Annotated in this window: 13 protein-coding genes, 1 tRNA gene and 1 other RNA gene; 6 read left to right on the forward strand and 9 right to left on the reverse strand. The window is 73.1% G+C overall.

Annotated elements, in window-relative coordinates; all coding sequences use genetic code 11:
* Positions 1–47: 47 nt before the first annotated feature.
* From OG618_RS18380 to ffs, 9 genes are all read right to left on the reverse strand, one after another.
* Positions 48–1,289 carry a hypothetical protein gene (locus OG618_RS18380; RefSeq protein ID WP_329488602.1) on the reverse strand — a complete coding sequence of 414 codons (1,242 nt, stop codon included), beginning with the start codon at positions 1,287–1,289 and terminating at the stop codon, positions 48–50.
* Between the two features lie 202 nt (positions 1,290–1,491).
* Complete coding sequence (locus OG618_RS18385; protein ID WP_442906946.1) at positions 1,492–2,130, reverse strand: SigE family RNA polymerase sigma factor; 639 nt, start codon at positions 2,128–2,130, stop codon at positions 1,492–1,494.
* 376 nt (positions 2,131–2,506) lie between these two features.
* Positions 2,507–3,559: an aspartate-semialdehyde dehydrogenase gene (locus OG618_RS18390; protein ID WP_329488603.1), complete on the reverse strand. Its 1,053-nt coding sequence runs from the start codon at positions 3,557–3,559 to the stop codon at positions 2,507–2,509.
* Positions 3,556–4,836 carry an aspartate kinase gene (locus OG618_RS18395; RefSeq protein ID WP_329488605.1) on the reverse strand — a complete coding sequence of 427 codons (1,281 nt, stop codon included), beginning with the start codon at positions 4,834–4,836 and terminating at the stop codon, positions 3,556–3,558. Before OG618_RS18395 ends, OG618_RS18390 begins: the two co-directional genes overlap by 4 nt.
* Before the next feature lie 373 nt (positions 4,837–5,209).
* Positions 5,210–5,920, reverse strand: coding sequence for a DUF5063 domain-containing protein (locus tag OG618_RS18400; RefSeq protein ID WP_329488607.1), 711 nt, complete (start codon positions 5,918–5,920; stop codon positions 5,210–5,212).
* On the reverse strand, positions 5,913–6,512 hold the full coding sequence (recR, locus tag OG618_RS18405; RefSeq protein ID WP_329488609.1) for a recombination mediator RecR: 600 nt from the start codon (positions 6,510–6,512) through the stop codon (positions 5,913–5,915). The genes OG618_RS18400 and recR overlap by 8 nt, the downstream gene beginning before the upstream one ends.
* A gap of 187 nt (positions 6,513–6,699) precedes the next feature.
* Positions 6,700–7,041 carry a YbaB/EbfC family nucleoid-associated protein gene (locus OG618_RS18410; RefSeq protein WP_329488611.1) on the reverse strand — a complete coding sequence of 114 codons (342 nt, stop codon included), beginning with the start codon at positions 7,039–7,041 and terminating at the stop codon, positions 6,700–6,702.
* 225 nt (positions 7,042–7,266) lie between these two features.
* Positions 7,267–9,480: a DNA polymerase III subunit gamma and tau gene (locus tag OG618_RS18415; protein ID WP_329488613.1), complete on the reverse strand. Its 2,214-nt coding sequence runs from the start codon at positions 9,478–9,480 to the stop codon at positions 7,267–7,269.
* Positions 9,481–9,549: 69 nt separating this feature from the next.
* Positions 9,550–9,646, reverse strand: an RNA gene (ffs, locus tag OG618_RS18420) — signal recognition particle sRNA small type.
* Between the two features lie 141 nt (positions 9,647–9,787).
* Here ffs and OG618_RS18425 point away from each other — a divergent pair.
* The 6 genes from OG618_RS18425 (at position 9,788) to OG618_RS18450 (ending at position 15,912) form a co-directional block, all read left to right on the forward strand.
* A tRNA-Ser gene (locus OG618_RS18425) sits at positions 9,788–9,872 on the forward strand.
* Between the two features lie 155 nt (positions 9,873–10,027).
* Positions 10,028–10,750, forward strand: coding sequence for a two-component system response regulator CseB (gene cseB / locus OG618_RS18430; RefSeq protein WP_329488614.1), 723 nt, complete (start codon positions 10,028–10,030; stop codon positions 10,748–10,750).
* Positions 10,751–10,752: 2 nt separating this feature from the next.
* Positions 10,753–12,006 (forward strand): sensor histidine kinase, encoded by a 1,254-nt coding sequence (locus OG618_RS18435; RefSeq protein WP_329488615.1) that lies wholly within the window; start codon positions 10,753–10,755, stop codon positions 12,004–12,006.
* Positions 12,007–12,135: 129 nt separating this feature from the next.
* Complete coding sequence (locus OG618_RS18440; RefSeq protein WP_329488616.1) at positions 12,136–12,396, forward strand: hypothetical protein; 261 nt, start codon at positions 12,136–12,138, stop codon at positions 12,394–12,396.
* 180 nt (positions 12,397–12,576) lie between these two features.
* Positions 12,577–13,362 (forward strand): ABC transporter ATP-binding protein, encoded by a 786-nt coding sequence (locus tag OG618_RS18445; RefSeq protein ID WP_329488617.1) that lies wholly within the window; start codon positions 12,577–12,579, stop codon positions 13,360–13,362.
* A 33-nt stretch (positions 13,363–13,395) separates the two neighbouring features.
* Entirely contained in the window at positions 13,396–15,912 is a 2,517-nt protein-coding gene (locus OG618_RS18450) for an ABC transporter permease (protein WP_329488618.1), read from the forward strand.
* The last annotated feature ends 166 nt before the right edge of the window (positions 15,913–16,078 follow it).

Below are 16,078 nucleotides of genomic sequence, written 5' to 3' on the forward strand. Positions count from 1 at the left end.
CACCGCGGCCGGGGCCCGCCCGAGCGGGCCGGCACCCGGCGGCGGGGTCAGTCGGAGGACGGCGAGGTGGACGGCGCCGAGGTCCCGGTCGGGGCGGGCGCCACGACGGCCTGCGGCGCCGTGCGGTAGACCGTGCCCGAGCAGGCCCCCGGCAGGACGACGGAGGCGGCGCTCGGGCTGCCCGGCGCCGGGGTGTGCGCGAGGGTGACGCCGGCCGGCGGCGCGGTGGGGCCGGAGGTCGGGGTGGCCGAGGGGCTCGGCGCCGTGGTCGGGCCCGCCGTCGGGGTGGCGGATGCCGGGGGCGCCCCGGTCGGTGCCGCCGAGGCTCCGATCGCCGGGGCGACGGCGCCCGTGCCGGAGCCCGCGGCCGAGCCGCCCGGTCCGCCGGACCGCAACGCCTGGGCGCCGCCCGAACCGGAGCTGCCCGGACCGCTCTGGCCGGCCGTCGCACTGGGCGAGACGCCGCCCGCGGTCCGGCAGCCGCCGCCGTCCGGCACCCAGCCGAAGTCCACCCGGTAGGCGGCCTGCGGTGCAAGGAGCAACCCGGGGCCGTCGCCGCCGCCCGGTCGCGGGGCGGGCAGGTCGGTCGCCGGATCGTCCGCCGTGTGGTCGGTCACCCGGATCCGGGACTGGTCCGTCCCGGTGGCCCCGGTCACCGCGACCGAGCCCGGCCCGCCGAGCCGGCAGGTGTGCGCGGAGGTGTTGACCACCGTGAAGTACCCGTAGATCCGCCCGTCGCCGTCGGCCGCGCCGACCCTGGCCGTCCCCTGCCCGAGGTCGCCCCGGAGGCAGAGCGGTACGGGCGCGTCGTCGCCCCCGCCGGTGCTGGAGGCGCTGGGCCGGGCGGACGCGCCCGCCCCGGCGTCGGCGCTGCTGGCTCCCGGGCGCGGCGGTGTGCTCGCCGAGCCGGACGGGCTGCCGGCGCCCGGTGAACCACTGGCCTCGGGGTGCGGCAGCGCGTTCGGGCCCGCGGCGTCGGTGCCGGCCGTACCCTCGACGGTGGCCGAGGGCGTCGCGCCGGACGCGCCGGGGGTGCCGGGGCCGCCGGAGAGTCCGAGGTGGTCGTCGTCGTGCAGGGCCGGCAGGCCGATCGCCACCGCGACCGCCAGTGCGGCGGCCGCCGTCCAGGCGCCGCGCCGGGCGGCCCGCCGCCGGGGTACCGCACGGCGGATCCGGTGCAGTCCGGCGGGGTCGGGCTGCACCTCGGCCACGGCGCGCTGCAGCAGCACGCGGACCAGCAGCTCGTCGGTGTCGAGCCCGTCGGTGGGCGGCCCGTCGGTGGGCGGCACGTCGGGCTTCGGGGCGAGCGCGTCGGGGCCCAGCGCCTTCGGACCGAATGCGTCAGGACCGAATGCGTCAGGACCGGGTGCGTCAGGACCGGGCGTCTTCGGACCGGGCGCCTTCGGACCGCGCATGTCAGGGCCGTCCGCTCTCGGGCCCTTCGCCGTCGGGCCGTTCCCGTCCGGGCCACCGCCCGTACCGATCCGGTCGTCAGCCATGCCCGGCCTCCATCTGGACCCGCAGCGCGGCGATCCCTCGCGAGCCGTAGGCCTTCACCGAGCCGAGCGAGATGCCCAAGGTATCCGCGACCTGTGCCTCCGTCATGTCCACGAAGTAACGGAGCACCAGAACCTCCCGCTGACGACGTTGCAGACCACGCAGCGCGGCCTTCAACTGGTCGCGCTCCAGCGCATCGTAGGCTCCTTCTTCTGCACTGGCCATGTCAGGCATCGGCTTCGGCAGCAGCCGCAGGCCGAGGATCCGCCGTCGCAGCGTGGAGCGGGACAGGTTGACCACGGTCTGCCGCAGGTAGGCGAGCGTCTTCTCCGGCTCGCGCACCCTGCGGCGTGCCGAATGCACCCGGATGAACGCCTCCTGGACCACATCCTCGCAGGTCGAGAGGTCGTCGAGGAGCAGCGCCGCCAGCCGCAACAGGGAGCGGTAGTGGGCCTGGTACGTCTCGGTGAGCAGGTCCTCGCTGGTACCCGCGCCGGTACCGGCGCCGGAGCCCGCCGTGCCGGGTGCGACCGCCGTCATCTGGCTGTCTTCCGGCCTATCCGCAGGTCGCTGGGCACGCGGCGAGAACGTCATCACGGCCGCTGCCGAGATGCCCGCCCCTGCCCCCACCATCACGTTCGCCACGCCCGTTGGACACTCGATCCCCTGTCATGGTTGCCCCAGCCCACGGAACATTCTCGCGTACGGGCGGCGGCCCGCTCCAGGGGATTCCGGCGGATTGGGCAAGTGACCTCCGAAGGACCGCAGAAGGCGCACGGAATCTCACGACGTCTCACGGTTCTCGCCGCTTTCGGAGCCCGTCCGGTCCCGCCCCGGTCCCGCTCCGATCCTTGGAGCCTTACGGAGGGACACGATCCATTCCCGTCCCCGGCCCCTACCGGTCTCACGGTCGGTTCCGTTCCGACGGTTCATCCGGCCCCCGCGTCGTCCGACGCCACCCGGCCCCCGCCCGTCAGGAGCCTCGCGCCCCGCCCCGGCCCACGGCGCGTCAGACGAGGAGTTCGCCCGCCACCAGCTCGGCGATCTGCAGGGCGTTGAGCGCCGCGCCCTTGCGCAGGTTGTCACCGCAGAGGAACAGGTCCAGCGCCGCCGGGTCGTCCAGCGCCCGCCGCACCCGCCCGACCCAGACCGGATCGGTGCCGACCACGTCGTTCGGGGTGGGGAACTCGCCGGCCGCCGGATCGTCGTACAGCACCACGCCGGGGGCGTCACGGAGGATCTGCTGGGCGTGCTCCTGGGTGACCTCGCGCTCGAAGACCGCGTGCACGGCCAGCGCGTGGGTGCGCACCACCGGGATGCGGACGCAGGTCGCGGAGACCCGCAGGGCCGGCAGGCCGAGGATCTTACGCGACTCGTCGCGGAGCTTCAGCTCCTCGGACGACCAGCCGCCGTCCATCAGCGCGCCCGCCCAGGGCACCGCGTTGAGCGCCAGCGGGGCGGCGAACGGGCCGTTGTCGGCGATCACGGCACGCAGGTCGCCGGTCTGCTCGCCGACCTCGGTGCCCGCCACCAGCGCGACCTGGGCGCGCAGCGCGTCCACCCCGGAGCGGCCCTCACCGGAGGCCGCCTGGTAGGAGGCGACCACCAGTTCGCTGAGCCCGTACTCGGCGTGCAGCGCGCCGATCGCGGCGATCATCGCCAGCGTGGAGCAGTTGGGACCGGCCACGATGCCGCGCGGCCGCATCCTGGCCGCCGCCGCGTTGACCTCGGGGACGACCAGCGGGACGTCCCCGTCCATCCGGAAAGCGCCGGAGTTGTCGACCACCACGACGCCCTTGGCGGCGGCGATCGGTGCCCACCGGGCGGAGACCTCGTCGGGCACGTCGAACAGCGCGACGTCGATCCCCTCGAAGGCCTCCTCGGTGAGCGGGAGCACCTCGACGGACTCCCCGCGCACGGTCAGCTTGCGGCCGGCCGAGCGCGGGGAGGCGACGAGGCGCACCTCGCCCCAGATGTCCTGACGGAGGGAGAGCAGGCCGAGCAGCACCTCGCCGACCGCGCCGGTGGCGCCGACGACGGCGAGGTTCGGCCGGCGGGTCATCGCCCGGTGCCTCCGTAGACGACCGCCTCGTCCGACTCGCTGTCCAGCCCGAAGGCGCTGTGGACGGCGCGCACGGCCTCGTTGACGTCGTCGGCCCGGGTGACGACCGAGATGCGGATCTCCGAGGTGGAGATCAGCTCGATGTTGACGCCGGCCTCGGAGAGCGCCTCGAAGAAGGTCGCGGTGACCCCCGGGTTGGAGCGCATGCCGGCGCCGACCAGGGAGATCTTGCCGATCGCGTCGTCGTAGCGCAGCGACTCGTAGCCGATGCCCTCCTTGACCCGGCCGAGCGCGTCGATGGCCTTCTGGCCCTCGGTCTTCGGCAGCGTGAAGGAGATGTCGGTCAGCCCGGTCGCGGCGGCCGAGACGTTCTGCACCACCATGTCGATGTTGACCTCGGCGTCGGCGATGGCGCGGAAGATGCGCGCCGCCTCCCCCGGCTTGTCCGGCACGCCGACGACCGTGACCTTGGCCTCGGAAGTGTCGTGGGCGACTCCGGAGATGATGGCCTGCTCCATCTCGCCCCCTTCGGGCTGGTTCGGGTTGTCGTTGCTGACGATCGTCCCGGGAAGACCCGAGAAGGACGAGCGTACGTGAATCGGGATGTTGTAGCGCCGCGCGTACTCCACGCAGCGGTCGAGCAGCACCTTGGAGCCGGACGAGGCCAGCTCCAGCATGTCCTCGTAGGCGATCCAGTCGATCTTGCGGGCCTTCTTCACCACGCGCGGGTCGGCGGTGAACACGCCGTCCACGTCGGTGTAGATCTCGCAGACCTCGGCCCGGAGGGCCGCGGCGAGGGCGACGGCGGTGGTGTCCGAGCCCCCGCGACCGAGCGTGGTGATGTCCTTGCCGGTCTGCGAGACGCCCTGGAAACCGGCCACGATCGCGATGTTGCCCTCGTCCAGGGCGGTGCGGATGCGGCCCGGCGTCACGTCGATGATGCGCGCCTTGTTGTGGACGGAGTCGGTGATGACACCGGCCTGGCTGCCCGTGAAGGACTGGGCCTCGTGACCCAGGGATTTGATCGCCATGGCCAGCAGCGCCATGGAGATGCGCTCTCCAGCGGTCAGCAGCATGTCGAACTCACGGCCGGCAGGGAGGGGTGACACCTGCTCCGCGAGTTCGATGAGCTCGTCCGTCGTGTCGCCCATCGCGGACACCACGACGACGACCTCATGGCCGGCCTTCTTGGCGTCAACGATTCGACGGGCCACGCGCTTGATGCCCTCGGCATCCGCAACGGATGAGCCGCCGTACTTCTGCACGACAAGGCCCACGTGCGCTCCTCGACTTGTGTCGTTTCCGGGGGCTCTGGGCCCCCGCACCCCCGGGTGGCGGGGGTTGTGCGGTCCGCGCCAGTCTACCGAGCGGGGGTGCCGCGACTGCCGCTTTCCACATGATGAGACGCCCGTTTCAGCAGGTGGGCGGCGGTTCGGAGGTGGCGACCGGCAGGTCTGCGGGCTTTCCGGTGCGGCCCCGGAGAATCGGCGGACGAACGGACGGCGGCCCCGGGGTTTTCCCTTCCACCGGAATCCCTGAGGCGTCCGTCACAGTCCGTTCCCGCCCGTTCCCGCCTCCGGGGCTGCCCGTCACCGTGCGCCTGTGCTGCCCGCACTGCTCGTGCCGCCCGTCGTACGGCTGCCCGGTCTGCTACCGGCCCAGGCCCAGCTCGGCCGCCATCAGGTCGCCGGCCTGCTGCTCCAGCTGCTCGTCGGTGAGCCCGTCGTCGTCGGTGTCCGCACCGTCCGGCACCGCCCCGATCGGGCTGTCCAGCCGGACGTGGGCGATCAGCGACTGCAGCGCCCGCAGCACCGCCGAGCAGGTCGTGCCCCAGTTGGAGAGGTACGAGAACTGCCACCACCAGAGCGCCTCGCTGACCCGCCCCTCGCGGTAGTGGGTGAGCCCGTGCTGGAGCTCGCTGACCACGCCGGCCAGGTCGTCCGAGATCCGGAAGGCGTTCGGCTTCTCCGGCGGCCCGTACGGGTCGAAGACCTCGTGGTAGACGTCGATCGGCGCGAGGAGCACGGCCAGCCGCTCGCGCAGCTGCTCGCTGTCAGGCTCCGGACCGGTGTCGGGCTCGAAGCGGTCCTCCGGGACGACGTCCTCGATCGCGCCGAGCCGACCGCCGGCCAGCAGCAGCTGCGAGACCTCCAGGAGGAGCAGCGAGACGGCGCTGCCGGGCTCGTCGCCCTTGGCGACCTCGGTGACGGCGAGTACGAAGCTCTCCACCGAGTCCGCGATCTGCACCGCGAAGTCGTCCGGCTCCGAGCCGTGCGCATGGACGTGCGGGGCGGGCCGGTCCTGCTGCGGGCCTGCCTGATGGGGCGTGTGGGGCTGCTGGTTGATCGTCCGGTCAGACATCGAGCAGTCGTCTCCCTTCGAAGGCGCGGCCGAGGGTCACTTCGTCCGCGTACTCCAGATCCCCGCCGACGGGCAGACCGCTCGCCAGCCGGGTCACCTTCAGGCCCATCGGCTTGCAGAGCCGGGCCAGATAGGTGGCGGTCGCCTCCCCCTCCAGGTTGGGGTCGGTGGCCAGGATCAGCTCGGTGACCGTGCCGTCCGCGAGGCGCGCCAGCAGCTCGCGGATCCGCAGGTCGTCCGGGCCGACGCCCTCGATCGGGCTGATCGCGCCGCCCAGTACGTGGTACCGGCCGCGGAACTCGCGGGTGCGCTCGATCGCGACGACGTCCTTGGGCTCCTCGACCACGCAGATCACCGCGAGGTCGCGGCGCGGGTCGAGACAGACCCGGCACTGCTCGGCCTCCGCGACATTGCCGCAGGTCGCGCAGAACCGGACCTTGTCCTTGACCTCCAGCAACGAGTGCGCCAGCCGTCGGACGTCGGTGGGGTCTGCCTGCAGGATGTGGAAGGCGATCCGCTGCGCGCTCTTGGGCCCGACGCCGGGCAGCCTGCCCAGTTCGTCGATCAGGTCCTGAACCACGCCCTCGTACACGTCGCGCCTTCCCTCAGGGGTCTGTGGTGCACCGGTTGCCCGATGTCCCGGTGCCATCATCCAACGAATCGGGCGCCGGGCACACCGCCCGACGCCCTACTCCCGCATAAATCACACAGGTCTGTTATCCGAACTTCAGACCTTCATGACTTCGGTCTTTCCGCCCCGATTCGGCCATCCGACCAGGTCAGAACGGCAGACCGGGGATTCCGCCGCCGCCCAGGCCCTGGGTCAGCGGGCCCATCCGCTCGGCCTGCAGCTTCTGCGCCGCCTGGTTGGCGTCCCGGACGGCCGCGAGGATCAGGTCGGCCAGGGTCTCGGTGTCCTCCGGGTCGACGGCGGCCGGCGCGATGGCCAGGGCCACCAGCTCACCGGCGCCGGTCACGGTGGCCTCGACCAGGCCACCGCCCGCCGAACCGTTCACCTTCGTCTCGGCCAGCTCCTGCTGCGCCTGGGCGAGGTCCTGCTGCATCTTCTGCGCCTGCTTGAGCAGCTGCTGCATGTTGGGCTGGCCACCACCGGGGAACACGGCTCACTCCTTGCGTTCTGCGTCCGTCGTGCTTCGCTTCGTCCTGGTACGCCTGCGCCGACCGCGCCGCCGGCCGTGCCTGCCCGGCGTCGCGCGGACGTCGCCGCGTCGTCGCACCGAGCCTACGTGCTACCGGTGCCGGTCGTCCGATCGGTCACCGGCCGGGTCCCGATCGGGCCGCCGACTCGCCGGCCGCCCCCTGCCAGCGCGCCGCCCGTCCGCCGGTCAGTTCCCGCCGTGGCGGATCTCCTGCAGCACCGTCGCGCCCAGCTCGCGGATGATCAGCTCCTGGCCGGAGAACGTCTCCTCCTTGAGCTCCGGGTCGTCCTCCTCCGGGATGTCGTCCTCCAGCGCGACCGACTGCGCCGGGCGCCCGGCCGGCGGCGCCGACGGGGCCTGCACCGGCGGAGGTACCGGCGCGGGCGGCATCGCGGGGGGCGTGGCCATCGGCGCGGGCGCCGGTACGGGCGCCGGGGCGGCGGCCTGAACCGCAGGCGCGGGCGCCGCCGGACGCGCCGGTGGGGCGCCCCAGCCGCCGGTGGAACCACCGGGGCTGCCCGGGTTGCCGGAGCCGCTGCCGCCGGGATTCCCGCCCCCGGCGCCGCCGGTCCCGCCGGAGCCGCCCGACGGGTCGATGATGCACTCGATCCGCCAGTCCACACCGAGCGCGTCCGCCAGCGCCTGGCGCAGTACGTCGTCGCTGTTGCTGCTGACGAAGCTGTCCCGCGCGCCCGCGTTGATGAAGGACACCTGGAGCACGCTGCCGTCGAACCCGGCCACCTGGCCGTTCTGGCTGAGCAGGATCCAGGTGAAGCGGCGGCGGTTCTTCACCGCCTCCAGGATCTGCGGCCACATCTGCCGGACCTGCCCGGCCCCCTGCTGGGCGGCGCCCGACGGCTGCCCGCCGCCGGCCGCGGCGGCCGGAGCGGGGGCGGGCGCGGCCACCGGGGCGGCCTGGACGGGCGCGGGAGCCTGCTGCACGGGCGGCGCCGCCACCGGGGCGGGCGCACCCCCGCCCGGGGAGAAGCTGCGCGGGATCGGCCACGCACCCGGCGCGGGCGCTGCCGGAGCGGCGGCCTCCTGCGCCGGGGCCGCGGGCGCTGCCGGCGCCTGCACCGGGACGGCCTCCGCCTGGGGGGCCTGTACGGCGGGAGCCTGCAGGGCAGGCGCGTGCATCACAGGGGTCTGCATCGGGGTCTGCATCGGGGGCTGCATGGCGGGAGCCTGCATGGCGGGAGTTTGCATGGCGGGAGCCTGCATCGGGGCCGCGAAGCCGCCGGTGGCCGCCCGGCGCTCCAGCTTGTCCAGCCGCGCCTGCAACGACAGCTCGTCGCTGTACGCGCCCGGCAGCATCACCCGGGCGCAGATCAGCTCCAGCTGCAGCCGGGGCGCCGCGTTCCCGCGCATCTCGGTCAGCCCGGTGTTGACGATGTCCGCGGCCCGGCTGAGCTCGGCCGCGCCGAACGCGTCCGCCTGCGCCTGCATCACCGCGACCCGGTCCGCCGGGGCGTCGATCAGCCCCTTCTCCCCGGCGTCCGGCACCGTGGCCAGGATCACCAGGTCCCGGAGCCGCTCCAGCAGGTCCGTCACGAACCGGCGCGGGTCGTGCCCGCCCTCGACCACCCGGTCGATCACCTGGAACACCGTCGCGCCGTCCTGCCCCGCGAAGGCGTCCACCACCTCGTCCAACAGCGCGGAGTCCGTGTACCCGAGCAGCGCGGTGGCCATCTGGTAGGTCACACCGCCCTCGGTCGCACCCGCGAGCAGCTGGTCCATCACCGACATCGAGTCACGCACCGACCCGGCCCCGGCCCGGACCACCAGCGGGAAGACGGAGTCCTCCACCTGGATCTGCTCCCGGCCGCAGACCTCCGCCAGGTAGTCGCGCAGCGTGCCGGGCGGCACCAGCCGGAACGGGTAGTGGTGCGTCCGGGAGCGGATCGTCCCGATCACCTTCTCCGGCTCCGTGGTCGCGAAGATGAACTTGAGGTGCTCCGGCGGCTCCTCCACCACCTTCAGCAGCGCGTTGAAGCCGGCCGAGGTCACCATGTGCGCCTCGTCCAGGATGAAGATCTTGTACCTGCTGTGCACCGGCGCGAAGAACGCGCGCTCCCGCAGCTCACGGGCATCGTCCACACCACCGTGCGAGGCGGCGTCGATCTCGATGACGTCGATCGAACCGGGCCCGCCCGTCGCCAGGTCACGGCAGGACTGGCACTCACCGCACGGCGTCGGCGTCGGCCCCTGCGCGCAGTTCAGGCAGCGGGCCAGGATGCGCGCGCTCGTCGTCTTCCCGCAGCCGCGCGGGCCGCTGAACAGGTAGGCGTGGTTGACCCTGTTGTTGCGCAGGGCCTGCTGGAGCGGAGCGGTCACGTGCTCCTGCCCGATGACCTCGGCGAAAGTCTCGGGGCGATAGCGGCGGTACAGGGCTAGGGACACACCACCGACGATATCGGGACGAGCCGACAAACGCGTCGCCCCTCAACGGCCCCCGCCCGCCCCCGGGAACGCAAAGACCCCCCGCGCACCCGCCAGAGCCCTCCTACCCTTGCTGCCTTCCGGCCCTGGGGGGGTTCAGAGAGATAACGCCACACGAGGGGCTGACACCCACAGTACCGGATCAGGGCCCCCGTCCTCCACCACCCACCCTCCCCACCCCCGCTCCGCGATCCGCAGGCCACACCCCCGGACCACCCTCGACATACGTGGTCGCAACCACCCCCGAACATGTACTAAGCTCTCCCACGGAGGATTCGCCTAGAGGCCTAGGGCGCACGCTTGGAAAGCGTGTTGGGGGCAACCCCTCACGAGTTCGAATCTCGTATCCTCCGCCTCTGCCAGCCATGGCAGCACGAAGGCCCGGACCGCTCAAGCGGCCCGGGCCTTCGTCGTTCCGTGGTTGCGGTTTTGGTTGCAGTCGCCGAGACCCGCCATGTTTCCTCTTCTGGGCGAGCCGCCCAGCTAGAAGAACAGGAGTTGTCCGCCCGTGTCCTCCCCCACCCCGACCGAGACCTCCTCGCGTCCTGCCCGTGTTCTGCTGGTGGAGGACGACGATCTGATGCGCCGCGCCTTCAGCACCGCGCTGGAGCGCTACGGCTACGAGATGACGGCCGCCGCGGACGGCCTCACCGGCCTGGAGCTGTTCCGCGACGAGCCGTTCGACCTGCTGATCCTGGACGTGATGCTGCCCGGCCTGGACGGGATCGGCCTGTGCCGCCGGGTCCGGGAGACCAGCCTCGTGCCGGTGCTGATGATGTCCGCGCGCGGCGACGGGCTGGACGTGGTCGCCGGGCTGGAGGCCGGGGCGGACGACTACGTGGTCAAGCCGGTGGACACGTACGTGCTGGTGGCCCGCATCCGCTCGCTCCTGAGGCGGGCGACGTACGCGCCCGCTCCGGAGCCCCCGTCCACAGGACCGGCGGGCGACGTGTTGGTGTTCGGGGACCTGGCCGTCGACACCGCCGGCATGGAGGTGTCCGTCGGCGGGCAGCCGGTGGCGCTGACCCCGACCGAGCTCAAGCTGCTGCTGGAGTTCGCCGCCCACCCGGGGGTGGTGCTGGAGCGGCACACCCTGCTGCGCAACGTCTGGGACTACGGCTGGGATGGCGACAGCCGGGTCGTCGACCTGTGCGTGCAGCGGCTGCGCCGCAAGCTCGGCCGGGACCGGATCGAGACCGTGCGCGGCTTCGGCTACAAGCTCAGGCGCTGAACATGCCGCGTACATTCCTTCGGCGCTGGGCCTCACTGCGATGGAAGATCGCCGCACTGGCCGCTGCCACCGCCTGCCTGGTCGCGGTGGCGGTCGGAGTGCTGGTGCACCTGTGGACCGCGCAGGACGTCCGGAGCCGGGCCGAGGCACGGGCCTTCAACGCGGTGTACTCGGCCATGGACGTCTACCGGCGCACGGGCACCCTGGCGGACGGGGCCGAGCTCGACCCGGCCGAGCTGCCCGTCGGCCTGCGCCACCCCGCCGACGGCGAGCGGCACACCGCCTACGACGGGCTGGTCGAGGGGAACGTCGGCCCGAGCTACTGGGCCGCCCAGCGGACCGGCGGGCCGGGCAGCCCTGTGCTGGCCGTACGGGTCAACCTGGGCCCGGAGCTGTCCGATGTGCCCCGGCTGGACGTGGCCATGGCCGGCGCCTCGCTGCTCGCCCTCGCGCTCGCCGTACCACTGGCCGGGTACGGCGCCTCACTGCTCGCCCGTCGGCTGGGGCGGGTCGCCGAAACGGCGGGGCGGATCTCCGCCGGTGACCTCGACGCCCGCACCGGGCCGGCCAAGGGCGGCGACGAGGTCGCGGAGATCGCGGCGACGGTGGATGCCATGGCCGACAGCCTCAGCCAACGCCTTCGCGCCGAAAGGCAGTTCACGGCGGACGTGGCGCACGAGCTGCGCACCCCGGTGGGCGGGCTGCTGGCTGCCGTCGACCTGCTCCCGGAGGGCGAGACGGAGGACCTGATCCGGCGCCGGGTGCGGGACCTGCGAGGGCTGGTCGAGGACCTGCTGGAGGTCTCCCGCCTGGATGCCGGGGCCGAGCAGCCCTTGCGGGCCCGGGTGCCGCTGGGCGACGTCGTCCGGGAGGCGGTGGCGCGTACCGGGTTCACGGCCGAGGTCTCCGTCCGGGACGCGGCGTCGGTGGAGACCGACCCCCGACGGCTGGAGCGGATCGTCGGGAACCTGGTGGTGAACGCCCACCGGCACGGGGCCGCCCCGGTGCTGGTCCGCGTCGAGGGCCGCACGGTCGTCGTACGCGACCACGGCCGCGGCTTCCCCGCAGATCTGCTGCGGGAGGGCCCGCGCCGTTTCCGGACGGGGGCCGCCGAGCGGGGCACCGGGCACGGTCTGGGGCTGACCATCGCGGCGGGGCAGGCGCGGGTGCTGGGCGCGGAGTTGAGCTTCGCCAACGCGAACGACACAGGGGCGGACGACGCCGGGGCTGTGGTCACGCTGCGGCTGCCGGGCTGAGCGATCCGGCCGCTACCGGACTGCTGCGAAGCGGAGCGGGCGTTGATAGGCGGTGGCGACGGCGACCGATACGTTGCCCCGACACCCTTCGAAGTGCAGTCGTTCCGCACCGATGAAGAGGAGACCACCATGAGCAACTCCGACACCGCAGCCGTTGTGCGGCCGAGCCGCGGCGAGGTCGCCCTGGTCAGGGGAGCGTGGGGCGTGGGCACCCTCACCGTGGTCGCCTCCGTGCTGTTGATCGTCGGTGCCTTCGCGGCGGACTCGGCGGCGGGGGAGACGGGACAGCCAGCCGGGGTCCTCGGCGCGATCGGGCTGTTCGTCGGCGGGACGATCCTGGCGGTCGGCCTGCTGGCCCGGTCGGTCGTGGCAAGGTCCGGGCGCCAGTAGGCGCATGGCGGAACAGGCCCCCTCGGCGAAGACCCGCCGAGGGGTCCTGCCCTCGTCGCAGGTGCTACAGAACCGCCGCACAGTGGATCGGGCACTGATACACGGCGGGCCAGGACGCCGATACATCGGTTGGAGACCCTTCGGAGTGCAGTGATCCGCACTTCGGACAGGAGCCCCAACGTGACCGCCAACGCCCTCGCCCCGCAAACGACACCGGGGATCGCCGCCGCCACCACCGACCTGACCAAGGTCTACGGCAGCGGCGACACCCGGGTCACCGCCCTGAACGGGGTCAGCGTCGCCTTCCGGGAGGGCGAGTTCACCGCGATCATGGGCCCGTCCGGCTGCGGCAAGTCCACCCTGATGCACTGCGCGGCCGGGCTGGATACCCCCACCTCGGGTTCGGTGCGGATCGGGACGACGGAGCTGGGCGGCCTAGGGGACCGGCAGCTCACCCAACTGCGGCGCGACCGGGTCGGGTTCATCTTCCAGGCGTTCAACCTGCTGCCCACGCTGACCGCGCTGGAGAACATCACGCTCCCGCTGGCGCTGGCCGGACGCAAGCCCGATCAGCAGTGGCTGGACCGGGTGGTGGCCATGGTCGGGCTCTCCGACCGGCTCGGCCACCGCCCGGCCGAGCTGTCCGGCGGGCAGCAGCAGCGCGTCGCGGTCGCCCGGGCGCTGGTGGCTCGCCCCGCGATCGTGTTCGGCGACGAGCCGACCGGCAACCTCGACTCCCGGGCCGGCGCCGAGGTGCTCGGCTTCCTGCGGGACTCCGTGAGGGAGTTGGGGCAGACGGTGGTCATGGTCACCCACGACCCGGTCGCCGCCGGATATGCGGACCGGGTGGTGTTCCTGGCCGACGGGCGGCTGGTCGACGAGATGGGGAACCCGACGCCGGACCGGGTGCTGGACGCCATGCGGCGCTTCTCCGGCGGGAACCCGCAGTACCCCGCCTTCGCCTGAGTCCGCGCCCCTTCAACTCCTCGAAAGCTGCTCATGCTGACCACAGCCTTGCGCAACGTGCTGGCGCACAAGGCGCGCCTGCTGATGACCGTCCTCGCGGTCTGCCTCGGTGTCGCCTTCGTCTCCGGCACCCTCGTCTTCGCGGACTCCACCGCCGCCGCCTACCGGGCCTCCGCGTCAAGGAACTTCGCCGACATCGCGGCGAGCGTCACCGCGAAGGAGTCGCCATCCGACCCTGACCGGCCGAGCGTGCTGACGGACGCGCTCGCGCGCCGGCTCGCCGACGTACCCGGGGTGGCGGCGGTGCATCCGTCGGTCGACGGCAGCGCCGTGCTGAAAGCCGCTGACGGCACGCCGCTTCGGGTCAAGCAGGGGACGAACCTCGCGGCCGCGTACGACCCGGCGCGATACCCGTTGGTCGAGGGCCGCGCGCCGGCCGCCGGGGGCGAGATCGCCGTCGACCGGGGCACGGCGACGGCCGGCGGCTTCCACCTGGGCGACAGGGTCACTCTGGCCACGGACGGTCCCGCGCTCACCGCCCGGCTGGTCGGCATCGCGACCACCCAGGACACCCGGGTCACCGCCGGTGGCACGCTCACCCTCCTCGACCGGGCGACGGCGCAGAAGCTGTTCTCAACTTCCGGGAGCTACACCAGCATTGACGTGTCCGCCAATCCTGGGACCAGTCAGTACGAGCTGGCGCAGCGGATCGAGGGCATGCTCCCGGCCGACCAGGCCGAGGTCACCACCGGGCAGGCTCAGGCCGAGCAACAGGCCATCTACGTAAGCACGTTGACCCGCGGCTACCAGAAGATGCCGATGGTCTTCGCCGGCGTGGCGCTGTTCATCGGTTCGTTCCTGGTGATCAACACCTTCACCATGCTGGTCGCCCGGCGGACCCGGGAGATCGCGCTGCTCCGGGCGGTCGGCGCGACCCGGCGTCAGGTGGTGCGCTCGCTGCTGGCCGAAGCCGTGGTGGTCGGCGTCGTCGCGTCCGTGCTGGGGTTCGTCCTCGGACTCGGCATCGCCTCCGTGATGCCCGAGCTGCTGAGCACCGACGGTAACCGGCTGCCGAGCGGCCCGCTGGAGATCGGGATCCGGTCGATCGCGGCGGCGCTGTTCGTCGGGGTGGGGGTGACGGTCCTGGCCGCCTGGCTGCCAGCGCGCCGGGCCGCGCGGATCGCCCCGGTCGAGGCGCTGCGCTCGGTGACCCGGCCCGCTGAGCGCTCGCGGCTGCGGACGGCCGCCGGGCTGGGGATGCTGCTGCTCGGCGTCGGCCTGCTGGTCTCGCTCGCGGGCTCGGCCGAGGACGCCTCGGAGGAGAACCTGCGCAGCGCGATGCTCGGCTGCGGTGTCCTGGTGGTGGCCCTGATCCTGCTGTCGCCGGTGGTCGCGCCGCCGGTGATCCGGCTGACGGGCCGCCTCTCCCGCCGCTTCGGCATCGCCGGCCGCCTCGCCCAGCAGAACGCGCTGCGCGACCCCCGGCGTACGGCGGCGACCGCCGCGACGCTTCTGATCAGCACGGCGCTGGTCAGCGGCCTCGCCACCATCGGCGCCTCGACCGGGCAGGCGCTGGACCGGCAGACGGCGGACGGACTCGGGGCCGACTACGTGATCAGCACCGGCAGCACCATGACTGGCATAGACCCGGCGGCCGTCCAGCGGGTGGCCACCACGCCCGGCGTGCGGACGGCGAGCGAGGTCGCGGACTCCACGGCGGTCATCGGCGGCAAGGTTCGGGAAATCTCCGGCGTCGACCCCGGCTCCGTCGGCCAGAGCATGAAGCTCGACTTCGTCAGCGGTTCGCTCAAGGACCTCGGACCCGGCCGGATCGCCGTCTCCAGCAGCGTCGCCCGGGAGGCCGGGGTGCGTGCCGGTGGCCAGATCAACGCCCAGACGGGACGGCGCGAGGGGTTCACCCAGTACACCGTGGTGGGCGTCTATCGGGACAACCCCACCGCTCGGGACGCGGTCGGCACCCGCGAGGAGGTGCAGCGCAACAGCTTCAAGCCCGGCTCCGTCCAGCGAATCCTGGTGCGGGGAGACGGCGTCTCCGAGGGCGCGCTGCGCACGGCGGTGAGCGACAACCCGCTGCTGAAGGTCCAGGACCGGGCCGCGCTGGTGCGCGAGGCCGCCGGGACGATGGGCGACCTGCTCGCCCTGATGTACGGTCTGCTCGCGATCGGCGTCGTGATCTCCGCGCTCGGCATCGTGAACACCCTCGCCATGTCGGTCACCGAGCGGACCCGGGAGATCGGTGCGCTGCGGGCCCTCGGCATGGACCGCCCCGGCATCCGCCGGATGATCCGCCTGGAAGCCGTGACGGTCGCCGCGTTCGGCACCCTGCTCGGCCTGGCGGGCGGGCTGTTCGGCTCCTGGGCCGTCGGCGCGCTGGCCGGCGGCGCGCTGGAGCAGTACGCCCTGGTGCTGCCCTGGGGGACGCTCGCCCTCGTCTGCCTGCTCTCCCTGGCGATCGGCGCACTGGCAGCAGCCGTCCCGGCGCGCCGGGCAGCCGCCCTCAGCCCGCTGGAAGCCGTCGCGGAGGCATAACCGGCGAGCCCGGGCTCGGGCGGACGCTGTTGAAAATAGGACGAGGACGCGTTGGGCCATCCCCCACGAGTTCGACTCCCACAGCCACCCTCTCCGCCCACGGCGGTGGGCGTTTGGCCCGCGCAGCATGCCTGCCCGGGCCAAACGCCCACCGTTCTTGCGCTGC

This window comes from Kitasatospora sp. NBC_01246 (assembly GCF_036226505.1).
Taxonomy (GTDB): Bacteria; Actinomycetota; Actinomycetes; order Streptomycetales; family Streptomycetaceae; genus Kitasatospora.